This window comes from Enterococcus sp. AZ156 (assembly GCF_051714165.1).
In the GTDB taxonomy this organism is placed as follows: Bacteria; Bacillota; Bacilli; order Lactobacillales; family Enterococcaceae; genus Enterococcus_B; species Enterococcus_B pernyi.
In genome coordinates this window covers 2,333,468-2,346,685 of sequence record NZ_JBIORI010000001.1, presented here as the reverse complement: position 1 = coordinate 2,346,685, position 13,218 = coordinate 2,333,468, and the positions used below count along the sequence as shown (strand labels likewise).

At 40.3% G+C, this 13,218-nt stretch carries 12 protein-coding genes, 1 pseudogene and 1 riboswitch; all 13 genes and pseudogenes read left to right on the top strand.

The genetic code is table 11. The annotated features are described in order from the left end of the window. Positions 1 to 5 precede the first annotated feature (5 nt). The gene (locus IGJ95_RS11150; RefSeq protein WP_062804795.1) at positions 6 to 530 is read left to right on the top strand and encodes an ATP:cob(I)alamin adenosyltransferase; all 525 of its coding nucleotides are present in this window, start codon (positions 6 to 8) and stop codon (positions 528 to 530) included. Positions 531 to 543: 13 nt separating this feature from the next. After that, positions 544 to 1,326, top strand: coding sequence for an ABC transporter ATP-binding protein (locus tag IGJ95_RS11145; RefSeq protein ID WP_153830160.1), 783 nt, complete (start codon positions 544 to 546; stop codon positions 1,324 to 1,326). A 55-nt stretch (positions 1,327 to 1,381) separates the two neighbouring features. Next, the gene (locus IGJ95_RS11140; RefSeq protein ID WP_228065540.1) at positions 1,382 to 1,921 is read left to right on the top strand and encodes a hypothetical protein; all 540 of its coding nucleotides are present in this window, start codon (positions 1,382 to 1,384) and stop codon (positions 1,919 to 1,921) included. A gap of 853 nt (positions 1,922 to 2,774) precedes the next feature. Next, positions 2,775 to 4,241, top strand: a complete 1,467-nt coding sequence (locus IGJ95_RS11135; protein WP_153830161.1) for a peptidoglycan DD-metalloendopeptidase family protein — start codon at positions 2,775 to 2,777, stop codon at positions 4,239 to 4,241. A 275-nt stretch (positions 4,242 to 4,516) separates the two neighbouring features. Continuing rightward, a pseudogene (locus IGJ95_RS11130) lies at positions 4,517 to 4,732 on the top strand (DUF7916 family protein); the annotation flags it as partial. Positions 4,733 to 5,157: 425 nt separating this feature from the next. Further along, positions 5,158 to 5,595: a EutP/PduV family microcompartment system protein gene (locus tag IGJ95_RS11125; RefSeq protein ID WP_023520165.1), complete on the top strand. Its 438-nt coding sequence runs from the start codon at positions 5,158 to 5,160 to the stop codon at positions 5,593 to 5,595. Further along, the gene (locus IGJ95_RS11120; protein ID WP_023520164.1) at positions 5,592 to 6,173 is read left to right on the top strand and encodes a cob(I)yrinic acid a,c-diamide adenosyltransferase; all 582 of its coding nucleotides are present in this window, start codon (positions 5,592 to 5,594) and stop codon (positions 6,171 to 6,173) included. Before IGJ95_RS11125 ends, IGJ95_RS11120 begins: the two co-directional genes overlap by 4 nt. Positions 6,174 to 6,220: 47 nt before the next feature. Continuing rightward, a riboswitch (adenosylcobalamin (AdoCbl) riboswitch) is annotated at positions 6,221 to 6,370 on the top strand. 287 nt (positions 6,371 to 6,657) lie between these two features. Next, positions 6,658 to 7,782: a 1-propanol dehydrogenase PduQ gene (locus tag IGJ95_RS11115; RefSeq protein ID WP_194179487.1), complete on the top strand. Its 1,125-nt coding sequence runs from the start codon at positions 6,658 to 6,660 to the stop codon at positions 7,780 to 7,782. A gap of 159 nt (positions 7,783 to 7,941) precedes the next feature. Further along, on the top strand, positions 7,942 to 8,289 hold the full coding sequence (gene eutS, locus IGJ95_RS11110; RefSeq protein ID WP_023520162.1) for an ethanolamine utilization microcompartment protein EutS: 348 nt from the start codon (positions 7,942 to 7,944) through the stop codon (positions 8,287 to 8,289). Positions 8,290 to 8,315: 26 nt separating this feature from the next. Beyond that, complete coding sequence (locus IGJ95_RS11105; RefSeq protein ID WP_438762204.1) at positions 8,316 to 8,888, top strand: ANTAR domain-containing response regulator; 573 nt, start codon at positions 8,316 to 8,318, stop codon at positions 8,886 to 8,888. Next, complete coding sequence (locus IGJ95_RS11100) at positions 8,888 to 10,315, top strand: sensor histidine kinase (RefSeq protein WP_438761868.1); 1,428 nt, start codon at positions 8,888 to 8,890, stop codon at positions 10,313 to 10,315. The genes IGJ95_RS11105 and IGJ95_RS11100 overlap by 1 nt, the downstream gene beginning before the upstream one ends. 82 nt (positions 10,316 to 10,397) lie before the next feature. Beyond that, positions 10,398 to 11,822 carry an ethanolamine ammonia-lyase reactivating factor EutA gene (gene eutA, locus IGJ95_RS11095; RefSeq protein ID WP_010734669.1) on the top strand — a complete coding sequence of 475 codons (1,425 nt, stop codon included), beginning with the start codon at positions 10,398 to 10,400 and terminating at the stop codon, positions 11,820 to 11,822. A 16-nt stretch (positions 11,823 to 11,838) separates the two neighbouring features. Next, positions 11,839 to 13,203, top strand: a complete 1,365-nt coding sequence (locus IGJ95_RS11090) for an ethanolamine ammonia-lyase subunit EutB (RefSeq protein ID WP_096081677.1) — start codon at positions 11,839 to 11,841, stop codon at positions 13,201 to 13,203. Positions 13,204 to 13,218 lie beyond the last annotated feature (15 nt).

Genomic DNA, 13,218 nt, shown 5'->3' with positions numbered 1-13,218 from the left:
CAATTATGAAAGATATTTATCGAAGTCCTTATGAGGCTTATCCATTTTTAGCAGACGATGCAGATGATTTACGCTGCGATTATGAATTACACACCGATCGCTTATCTTCAGAAATCGGGCTATTACGCGCAAAGTGTGAAGATTCTCCTTTTTACAAGGAGTTAGAAAAAATCGGTGAATTGGTTTACCATGCAAATGCGTGCGTGCGTACAAAAATGACGATCACGCAAGAAGAAGTCGACTGGTTAAAGAGTCGTGTCGATGAATTGAATGCAGAAAGAACAAACCAAAGTGGACCATTCTTCTTACCTCAAGGAAGTGAACGAGGTGCATTAGCTCATATTTTACGTGTCGATTGTAAAGTAATCGTTCGTTTGCTGTATCGCCATCTTTATCAAGGTAAAAAAGTCGATTCAGGCTTGCTAGACTTTTTCAATTTATTGTCGGGTTACTTCTTCATGATTGCGCTGAAATTCAACCGAGAAGATGACGTAGCAGAAATTCCTTTTGTCAGCAGAAATTACCGCTAAAGGAGGAAAAGTGATGACATTGAAGCTATCGCAAGTCAAAGCTGGCTATGGCTCAGTAAAAATCATCAAAGAAGTTTCCTTCGAGCTGAACAAAGGTGAGAACCTATGTATCCTAGGACCTAACGGCTGTGGCAAGACGACCGTATTGAAATCAATTGCAGGCATCCTTTCCTACGAAGGATCGATCACGATCGATGGAAAAGAAGTCCGCACGATGAAACGCAAGGAAGCCGCACGCAAAGTTGCTTTACTCAGCCAGTTTTCAACTATTGCCTTTGATTACACCGTCTATGAAACCGTCATGATGGGCCGCTATACGCACATCAAACAAGGACTATGGTCAGTCACCACAGCAGAAGACCGAGAAAAAGTCATGGAGTGCCTGACACTAACCAATTTGTTGGAATTGAAAGACCACCCCGTCAATCAACTTTCCGGTGGCCAAAAGCAACGCGTCTTCCTAGCTAAAGTACTAGCCCAAGACCCAGATATCTTATTACTAGACGAACCCAATAACCATCTCGATATCAAGCACCAGCTCGAACTCATCGGCTATTTAAAAGACTGGGGCAAGAACCAAGACAAAACAATCATTGGCGTCTTCCACGACATCCGTTTAGCCCTGTCATTAAGTGATCAAGTCCTATTCATGAAAGCAGGCCAAGTCATCAAGCAAGGCCCATTTTTGGAAACAGCTTCAAGGAAACTACTCAAAGATATCTTTGATGTGGATTTAGTGAAGCATTTTCAGGAGCAGAGTGAGATTTGGGAGAAGTTGGGGGAAGGGTTATTGTAAATTACTAAATAATTATAGAAATCCTGAGATTAATTGTAATAAATCTCAGGATTTCTTGTTTTATATAACGATTATAGAAGAAAGTTATGGCTATCTGATCGCCTCTTTTGTTAGAGACAAAGATGCGATCCAAGCGGCGGTATTATTAGCGGAAGCTGCGTTAGATCGCCATTTATCAGGGCAGGATTTGATCGATCGCTTACACGAACTTTATAAAGAATACGGCTACTACGAAGAACATTTGGAAACGCAGATTTTTTCTGGGAAAGATGGAATCATCCAAATGAATCAACGACTGGATTGTCTGAGAGAACAATCATTTTCTCACTTAGGAGAGTTTGTGCTTTCCTGTACAGAAGATTACGCTACTTCACTAAGAACGACGCCAAATCACCAATCATCCACGATTGACCTGTCTACTTCCAATGTCTTGAAGTATTTATTCACAGATGGTTCATGGTTCTGTCTACGACCATCAGGTACAGAACCAAAGTTTAAGATTTATTATTCAGTGAAGGATAAATCTCAAACTTCTGCACGTGCGAAATTGCTTCGCTTACAGAAGGAATTTCAGAAATTGTTGGATCACTTATAAATATACTAAACATACTAAGATTAGTGGGTAAGATATTTGACGAAATATTTTACCCACTATTTTTTTGTCATCAAGTATAGTAAGAGTGAAAGAAAGCTCGGACATGACCTCACGGACTTTGAGTCCGAATCATAAAACGAGCTTCTACACTACCATTCTAGAATCTGTTTTAAGTATGTTGGTAATCCGTGTAAAGATAAGTTGAATCGGGATTAATCAGTGAAGGTTTTTCAATCAAATAATAAAGGAGAAGTCGCATGTCCTTTATTTTAGCTTTTGACGTATCTAAAGGAGTAAGGTGCAAAGTGCCCTACCATGATGATTGCTGTCTCACTGAAGGGAAAGACCCTCACAATCAATAAGGCTTCCGCTAGTTATTATGAAGAAATCACCGCACTACCAGAATTACCTGAAATTTTTTTGTAGCCACCGCAACTTAGATGGTTATCTACTCTATCTTTTTTAGCGATAGCAAATTTAGCAGAGGCCGTCCTCCAAATAGATGAATAGCAATATTTGGAGGACTATTTTTTATAGATTGTTCGATGCTACTCTGTTAAAAAAAGGGTGAAATAGTAATGTCAAGTTCAAAATTTGCACTAAAATATGAAAAAATATGGACTGCTTAACTCTTCTTATTCCTGTTAAAATGAATTATAATAAAGTAAAAGTCTGTCGTATTATCTCAGTGTTCGCTAGATATTTTCACTTAACGTTTGTTATTAGTAGTGGAACGAAGCATAAATATGAGATAAATAATTGTTATTACTTTATAAAAATTATTATTTTTTTAACAAAAAATTCATAACTAACATGTATCTTAAAAATAACTAAAGAAAAGGATGTAAGAAAATTGAAAAAAAAGTCTACGTATAAATTAGTTTCATTTGTATTTCTTTCACAAATTTTACTAACTACGCCTTTACAAGTATTAGCAGATGAACAAGTTTTTTCTGCGGACCAACCAGTAACAGCGGAAGCCCAAACAGAAACAACGACGGATTCGTCTGATACCACAGGTGAAGATAACACAACAGATACAACAACAGATGGTACAGAAGAATCAACGCCACCGTCTACTGGTGATTCAAGTGAACCAACCACACCTGATACTTCAGAACCGACAGAGCCAAGCACACCGGAGGAAACAAAACCAACGGAGCCGACAAAACCAACAGAACCGACGAAGCCGAGTCAGCCACAAAAACCAACGCCACCATCAACTGGCGGTTCTACTGGAGAAACACAACCAACTACACCACAGCCGAGTCAGCCGACACAACCAGTGACACCACCAGCTGCACCTGTGGCACCAACGCCTGCTCCTGCAGCGCCAGTTGCTCAAGAGGTACGTCAACCTTCTGCAACTACACCGATCCAAGATCTTGTACCATCAAGTCAAGAAACGGATGAAGGATCGATCCATTTTGAAAAAGATGAATCAGTTGAGAGCTTCATTCGCAAAATCGGTGAATCTTCTCGAGAAATCGGGCAAGAACATGATTTATACGCATCAGTGATGATCGCCCAAGCGATTTTAGAATCAGCTAGTGGACAAAGCCAGTTGGCGCAAGCCCCTAACTACAATCTTTTTGGGATCAAAGGTACACACGAGGGCAATGGTGTGACTTTTGCCACACAAGAAGATGCTGGTGATGGTACATTGTATACGATCCAAGCAACATTCAGAAAATATGCCAACTATGAAGAAAGTCTTGAAGACTATGCTAAATTAATGACTGAAGGATTGACTGGAAATAGTGAGTTCTATTCAGGTGCTTGGAAATCCAATGCAGAAACTTATAAAGAAGCAACAGAATTTTTAACAGGCCGTTACGCAACAGATACAAGATATAACGAAAAACTAAATGGTCTGATCGAAACTTATGATTTAGAACAATATGACAAAGAAGTTGCCGGACCTGAAGTGAATAAAGAAGGATATATCGTGCCATTAAGAAATTATACGATTTCTAGCCCATTTGGTCCTCGTGGTGGTGAATTCCACCGTGGATTAGATTTTGCGGCACCTCAAGGGGAGCCAATCTATGCTAGTAAAGCGGGTACTGTGATCAAAGCAGAATTCCATCCTTCATGGGGAAATTATGTTGCCATTGAACATGAAGATGGCACAACAGCGCTTTATGCTCATCAACAAGAATACGTTGTGAAAGTTGATGATGAAGTTGAACAAGGACAAATCATTGGGTTTGTCGGTTCTACTGGTAATAGTACAGGCAGCCATCTGCATTTTGAGATCAGTCGTGACAACAGCTTAGCTCAAGCGCAATTGATTGATCCAGCAACTGTTTTGTTTTAATTAGTGATAATGAAAAAATGCCATTGGAAGAGTTCTCTCTTCCAATGGCATTTTTATTTGACTCAATTAGTGATTCATCGGCCGATCAGCCAACAAAACGAATTTGAATGAATCGACTTGATGCCAACTTTCTGTGTATTGAAAGTGGGTATAATCAGTCAAATATGCCCAGTTCCTAACAACAAAGATGTTTTTGTCATGTTTTCCTAAATCTAAATATTGTGCGATCGAAGTGGTGATATTCTCAACAGAAATTTATTTTTTTGAACAGTTCAATTTCAAATGTAATTGGTACGAGCCAAGAATCATCCGATTCAGACACGATCAAACAAATTGTGATCCAAAATAAAATTTGTGGTGTGGATATCCAACATATCGGGGATGCCGGCTACTCGGGAATCGCTCCGGTAGAAAATATCATGGCGATGAGCCGTGCGATCCGTGGAAACCGTCATACGATCGCGATGATGTCACGCTCGATCGTGCGTTAGAAATTTAAGTGATTAAATGGACACTACTTTCATTTTAGATATATTCTAAAAAGTGAAAGTGGAGGTCCTTTTTTTATTACTATTGTTCAAGCAACTAATTAACAATATATACAATTGGTATAGCGGCAATTTGCTTTGTGTTGTGATTTCTATCAGTAATCACAATTTTATAGACTATCTGAAGTTAAATTCAAAAAAAAGTTTTTAGGAAGAAATTTGAAGTTAACTTCAAATTTTAATATAAGTGTGATGGATTTTACTATTCACATAGTTAGATGCTAAGATTTATTTTGACAAACTTGAAAGAAGCGATTACACTAGTGAAAAGAAGCACACAACGATGTGTGCGTATGAATACGGCAATGACGCCTAAAAAAGTAGAGCTTTTTCTGCTTTTTTAGGCTTTTTTTATGGAGGAGAGGTAAATGAGGAGAATCATTTTAATGGGTGCGATTGGCTGTGGAAAGACCACTCTTTGTCAAGCCTTGCGAGGAGAAGCGATCGTTTATGATAAGACCCAAGCGGTAGAATTTCATCCTGAGATGATCGATACACCAGGGGAATTTATTCTACATCGCCAATACTACGCTGCTTTGACTGTAACAGCAGCAGAAGCAGATGTCATTGGTTTGGTGCAAAGTGCATTAGACCAAGAACAGATTTTTTCACCAGGATTTGGCCACATCTTTCCAAAAGAAGTCATCGGGATCATGACCAAAGTTGATCTAGTGAAAGACGAGAAAGAGTTGACGCGTGTACGTGAACAATTGCTTGCAGCTGGAGCAACGAAGCTGTTTGAAGTCTCATCAGTCGAAAAAACGGGACTAGCAGAATTGATTGAGTACTTAGGAGGAGAATCATGAAAATCTACACAAAAACAGGCGACAAGGGAATGACAAAATTAGTTGGCGGTCATAGTGTATCGAAAGATTCAGATCGTGTGGAAAGTTATGGAACGATCGATGAATTGAACTCATGGTTGGGCTATACGATCAGTCAATTGTCAAAAGAACAAGAGGTTTTTAAGAAAGAATTGGAAGAACTACAACAACTTTTATTCGATGTAGGGACTGATTTATCAACGGTCTTGGAAGATGGACGACCGCTGAAAGTCCAACAAGAGAGCGTTACTTGGTTGGAAGAACGGATTGATTTTTATACACAGCAATCGCCGGATATCGAACGATTTATTTTACCAGGGGGCTGTCAAGGAGCGAGCATGGTCCATGTGGCGCGAACAATTGCTCGTCGCGGGGAACGACATATCGTCCGTTTAAGTGCGACTGCGGCGATCAATCCTGAAGTGATCGTGTTTGTGAATCGCTTGTCTGACTATTTTTATGCGTTGGCGCGTTATATGAATGTGCAAATGGGGCAAGAGGATGTTTTTTATACAAGAGGAGAGAAGGTCTTCCATAAGATAAAAGAAGAAGGTTTATAAAAAGTGTTTGATTTTTCACAAACAGTGTGGTAAAGTGCTGTTAGATTAATCAAATGTTTATGAGAGATACGAATGGAAGCCAGTGAGATGCTGGCACGGTCCCGCCACTGTGATAAAGCGTTCGAGCTTTTAAGTCAGGTCTTTTCTTATTTTTCATTATTGGGCAAACTGTTTCGAGGCAAAACAGGGTGTTGCTAAAAAAATGACGTTTTTTGAAAGTCAGCCCAAGAATATTTGATTCAATCCCACACATAGCACGATGATGTGTATGGGAATATTGGGCTGGTCTTTCAATGGGGAAAGAGATTTCAAGTACAATGGCGTACTGCTGATTCCCAGCGCATGTGTTGATTAATAATTACAGAATAGACACCATACACTGTTGTATGGATTGTAAAAGAAGCAAAGGGGCTTCAGACAAATGGATCTTGTGATTTCCATTGGTTTGAAGGCTCTTTTATTTTGGTTTCAAGGAGGAATGTTCGTGGAAAGTATACAATTCTCGACACAGATCATTGTGGGAGAAGATGCGTTACAAAGTCTTGAGAGTGTCAAAGATAAGCGTGTTTTCATCGTTACTGATCCCTTTATGGTAGAAAATGGTCTGGTAGAAAAAGTCAGGACTTATTTAAATCAGTATCACGTATTTAGTGATATTGTTCCTGATCCACCACTTGATAAAATCGTTTCAGGAATCAAAGAAATGGAAAGATTTCAAAGTGAAGTCATCGTAGCAATCGGTGGCGGTTCAGCCATCGATGCAGCGAAAGCAATGAAATATTTTGGGCAAAAGACAATGGATCTCTTGACTGCCCAATTTATTGCAATCCCAACCACCAGTGGGACAGGGTCTGAGGTGACAAACTTCTCAGTGATCACGATCAGTGAATTGGGGTTGAAGATCCCTTTAGTAACAGAAGAGATCCAACCGGATATAGCGATATTAGACACTGGACTAGTCATGAGTGTCCCACCAAAAATCACTGCCGATACGGGAATGGATGTGCTGACCCATGTGATTGAATCCTACGTTTCTACAGAAGCAAATGGGGTAGCAGATGCCTTATGTGAGAAAGTGGTTGCTTTAGTTTTCGAATATTTAGAGCGAGCCTACAAAAATGGGCAAGACAAAGAAGCAAGAGAGCAAATGCACTTAGCCTCTTGTATGGCAGGGATGGCGTTCAATTCAACTTCATTAGGGTTGAATCATGGAATCGCTCATGCAGCTGGCGCTCGTTTACATGTGCCACATGGACGGATCAATGGGATCTTACTGCCAGAAGTGATTGCTTACAATAGTGGTTTAGAAAATGGTCAAGTGACTGAAATCAAAGTGGCTGAACGATATGCGGCATTAGCAAACTGCATAAGCAATACGCAAACGAAAAATCCTCGTTTAGGTGTGCAGAATTTGATTCGTATGATCAAACAGCTGCGAGAAAAATTAGAGATGCCAGCGACGTTGAGTGAATACGGCTTGTCTTCAAAAGAAGTATTAGTACAAGAAGAAGCAATTACCACCTCTGCCTTAGCAGATGGTTGCACGAGAACGAATCCTCGTAAGGCAGATGAAAAAGGCGTTAGAGCAATATTAAAAGCCATTTTATAAAGATTGACATCGTGAAAAGGTTAACATATAATGAATGAGCACAACGGAGTGCTTCAAAATTTAAGAGCAATGGGGCCCTTAATAACAAGCGTAAAGTGAACACTTTATGGCTTATTATTGAGGATTTTTTATTGCTTAAAATGAAGGAGCGAGTCTTGTTTGGAAGAAAAACAACGAATGATCCAAGAATACGTCCCAGGAAAACAAGTCACTTTAGCCCACATCATTGCGAGTCCCGACAAGGAAGTCTATACAAAATTAGGATTACCGGCAGGCACAAGCAATGCGTTAGGGATTTTGACGATCACGCCAAGTGAAGCCGCAATCATCGCTGTGGATATTGCAACGAAAAGTGGCGACATTACCATTGGTTTTATCGATCGTTTCTCTGGTTCAGTAGTTATTTCTGGCGACGTGAGTTCTGTTGAAGCAGCATTACATGCTGTATTGGATGGACTCAAACAGATTTTGCAATTCTCTGTGACGTGTGAAATTACAAGAACTTAGTTCGGGGGAGACAAAGCGTATTGAATATGAAGGGCAGAATTGTGATAGTAGACGATGAACCAATCACACGATTGGACACTCGAGATATTCTACTGGAAGCTGGTTATGAAGTTGTTGGGGAAGCCGCAGATGGATTTGAAGCAATCGAAGTTTGTAAAGAGAACAAGCCGGATCTCGTATTGATGGATATCCAAATGCCGATTTTAGATGGTCTAAAATCCGGTAAAAAAATCATCCAAGATCAGTTAGCAGGGAGTATCGTGTTTCTTTCTGCTTACAGTGATCATGAGAATACGGAGAAAGCGAAGAAATTAGGAGCAATCGGTTATCTGGTAAAACTATTAGATGCAAAATCATTGATCCCGACCATTGAAATGGGGATCGCTAGAGGAAAAGAAACCCAAAACTTGCTGCAGCAGATCGATAAACTACAGTTGAAATTGGAAGAACGAAAAGTTATAGAGAAGGCAAAAGGGATCTTAGCAAAAGAAAATAATATTTCTGAAGAAGAAGCTTATCAGATGTTGCGCGCATTAAGTATGAACAAACGCGCACGGATGAGTGACATCGCAGAATTGATTATTATGGATGATGAATAATGGAACGGATCAATACATTATGTCAGCGTTATACCAACTTAACCCAGTCAGATATCCAAGAGCTTTGTCGGACGAGTGCTTATTTAGCAGAGTCTAAGCATTATGAGATGGCAGATGTGTTCATCGATGTTTTTAATGAAATGACGAAAGAAGCATTAGTTGTCTATCACAAAAAGCCAAAATATATTCCCTCATTATATAAACATGAAGTTGTCGGAAAAGAAGCGTTATTAAAAAATGAACCTGGCGTTTTACGGACCATGGAAACAAGCTTGAATAGCATTGGTTTGTTAGCAGTCACGCAAGAGAATCGCTTGATCAAACAAAACATTTTTCCGATTCGTAATGAACAACGAACAATTGGTGTGATCATCGTAGAAGAGGGAGTCGAGCAACCGATTGGGGCAGTTGAACGACAAGAATTACAGTCAAACGAGCAAGGGACAATAGCAATCGAATCGACAGTTGATCCTCTAATCATGGACCAGTTAGCCGAAGCGGTCTTGATTTTTGATACGACCACAGGAAATTTGGTCTTAGCAAATCATCGGGCCAAAGAATTATACCGAAAACTAGGCTATCGCGAAATGATCAACGATTTACACTATGACAATCTCTCCCTTGATTATACAACGTTCGAATATGTTCTTTATCAGATGAACGATCAGACCAAAAATCGGTTGATCGAATTAGAGACAGCGTATTTAAATTATTACTTTAATATTCGAAAAGTTTGGATTGATGCAGGATCGAGAGTAGCAATGATTATTCAAGATAATACAGAAGTGAAAAAGAAAGAAGATGAAATCGTCTCAAAATCGGTGGCGATCCGCGAGATCCATTACCGTGTCAAAAATAATTTACAGTCCGTCGTTTCGTTATTGAGGATCCAAGCACGCCGTACCACTAGCAAAGAGGCTAGTAAAGTACTAAAAGAAAGTGTGAACCGGATCATGGCGATCGCGATGACACATGAATTATTGTCGAAGCAAGTGGAAGATAATGTTTCCTTGCGACAAATGCTTGAGGCAGTGATGTACAATTTCCGGCATATTTTCAATCCGGAGAAAGTGCGATTGAATCTAACCGTTGATCCGACGATCACTGTTTCTAGCGATCAAATGGTTTCCATTTCCTTAGTCGTTAACGAATTACTCCAAAATATCTTTGATCATGCCTTTGAGGCAGATCAAAATGGCGTAGTTGAAGTCAGCGGGGAAATCGAAAATAGAGTCATTACGATCACTGTCACAGATAATGGCAATGGCTACGATATCAACCGAAACAAAGAGACCAGTTTAGGTTTGATGATCGTGAATAGCTATATCAAAGATAAGCTAAAAGGAAAAGTAAAAATTGAATCATCCAATAAAGGAACAAAAACTTGTTTCTATTTTGAACAGAACACCAAAGATGTTGTTCGGTGAAAAAGCAACGATGCTTAAAGATGCGTAGAAGAGATTCTAGGCTGTCTTTAAGCATTTTTTGTTTGCAGAAAGGAGAAAAAAGATGGCAAAAGAAAAAATTCTTACTGTAGGGATCGATTTAGGTACCTCGACGACTCAGCTTGTTTTATCTGAGTTGACGATCGAAAATTTCGCCTCTGCGTTTTCTGTTCCTCGGATCACGATCTCAGATAAGGAAGTGATCTACCGTAGTGAAATCATCTTCACTCCTTTGATCAATCAGACAATGATTGATGATGAAGCAATCAAAGCGTTTGTTTCCCGACAATATCACCAAGCAGGGATAGAAAAGCAGCAAATCCAAATGGGTGCGGTGATCATCACCGGTGAAACAGCTCGTAAAGCCAATGCGAGCAAAGTATTACAAGCACTGAGTGGCTTTGCTGGAGATTTCGTGGTCGCGACAGCTGGCCCAGATCTTGAAAGTATCATTGCCGGAAAAGGGGCAGGCGCGCAAGAGTATTCGACAAAGCGTCATGCTTCGGTCGTCAACATCGATATCGGCGGCGGCACGAGTAATTTAGTCGTCTTCACCGATGGGGAAATCGATGATACCGCCTGTTTTGATATCGGTGGTCGGTTGATCAAGGTCGACCAAGCAGGGAATATTTCGTATATTTCACCAAAGATCACAGAAATGGTCGAGCAGTTGAGATTACCCTTGAAAGTTGGAACAAAAGCTTCTGTTACTGCCATCCAACCAGTGATCGATGAGTTAGTAAAAGTTTTGGCGAATAGTGTGGGTATCGGAGAACGAAGTCCCTTTTATGAGTTATTCATTACGAACCGAGGATTACGGCTAGATGGCGAACTACCAATCGTCACTTTTTCTGGTGGCGTAGCGGATTGCTTGATCGAAGAAGTGACAGATATATTCAAGTATGGGGATATCGGTCTGTTATTAGGTACGGCTTTACGAAAATCGCAAATTTTTGTTGAAAAAGAAGTCTTACAAAGTAATGAAACGATTCGGGCAACGGTGGTCGGTGCAGGTTCCCATACCGCTGATATTAGTGGCAGTACGATCGCTTATCATGAGCAGATCCTGCCAATCAAAAATATTCCGATCTTGAAAGTTTCCCAAGAAGATGAGTCCTTGCCTGCGGAAGCAATGGGTGAGCGAATCAATGAAAAGCTGGCTTGGCATCGTTTGGAAGAAACACCGCAAATCGCTTTAGCGATGAAGGGGCTCGTGAATCCGACATTCGCAGACGTCCAACGATATGGGGAAGGCATCGTTCGGGGGTTATCTGCCTTGATCAATGAAAATATCCCACTAGTCATCATGGTGGACGAGGACATGGCAAAAGCATTAGGTCATGCATTATATGCGTATTTACCGGGGAATTATCCGTTCATCTGCATTGATTCCGTCAAAGTAGAAAATGGGGATTATATCGATATTGGTCAACCTGTTGCCGAAGGTGCAGTGTTACCGGTAGTTGTCAAAACATTAGTATTTAATTAAGGGAGCGACAAGAAAAATGATTTTAAAAACAAAATTATTTGGCAAAACCTATCAATTTTCTTCAGTCAAAGAAGTATTGGCTAAAGCAAATGAAGAAAAATCAGGAGATAAATTAGCGGGTGTGGCAGCAACTTCTGCGGAAGAACGAGTGGCAGCCAAAGTCGTGCTATCTCATCTGACTTTAAACGATTTATTCAACAATCCAGTGGTTGATTATGAGGAAGATGAAGTCACACGTATCATCATCGACCAAGTCAACATGCGTATTTTCGGCATGATCAAACATTGGACAGTTGCCGAATTAAGAGAATATATACTTTCAGACAAAACAGGAGATTTTGAAATCAAATATCTCTCTCGTGGATTGACTGCGGAAATGATTGCGGCAGTCTGCAAATTGATGTCAAATATGGACTTGATCGTAGGCGCAAAAAAAATCCACATTGAAAAAACAGCCAACACAACAATCGGTCGCGCAGGTACTTTCTCCAATCGTCTACAACCAAATCATCCAACAGATGACGTAGACGGAATCATGGCTTCTGTAATGGAAGGATTATCGTACGGGGCCGGCGATGCACTGATCGGATTGAATCCAGTGGATGATTCGACAGAAAGCGTGAAACGTTGTTTAGATAAATTTGAAGAATTTCGTAGCGAATGGGAGATTCCAACACAAACCTGTGTCTTGGCTCACGTGACGACCCAGATGGAAGCCATGCGTCAAGGCGCACCGACTGGTTTAGTTTTCCAATCCATTGCTGGATCAGAAAAAGGAAACACTGCGTTTGGTTTGAATGCGGATATGTTAGCTGAAGCGCAAGCATTAGCATTGAGCAATGGCCAAGCAGCTGGACCGAACGTGATGTATTTTGAAACTGGTCAAGGTTCTGAGTTATCATCTGAAGCTCATTTTGGTGCAGACCAAGTAACGATGGAAGCACGTTGCTATGGATTAGCGAAGAAATTTGATCCATTCCTTGTGAATACTGTTGTCGGCTTTATTGGACCAGAATACTTGTATGATTCAAAACAAGTCATTCGTGCAGGCTTAGAAGATCACTTCATGGGTAAACTAACAGGTTTATCAATGGGTTGTGACGTATGTTATACAAACCACATGAAAGCAGATCAAAATGATATGGAAAACTTAGCTGTGTTACTAACATCAGCCGGGTGTACGTATATTATGGGGATTCCTCATGGGGATGATGTGATGTTGAACTACCAAACGACAGGTTTCCATGAAACAGCAACAGTCCGTGAATTGTTCGGTTTACGTCCAATTAAAGAATTTGAAGGTTGGATGGAGAAAATGGGCTTGATGGAAAATGGGAAATTAACAAGCCTAGCCGGCGATGCTTCAGTATTTATCAAATAAGTGGGGTGCAAGAAA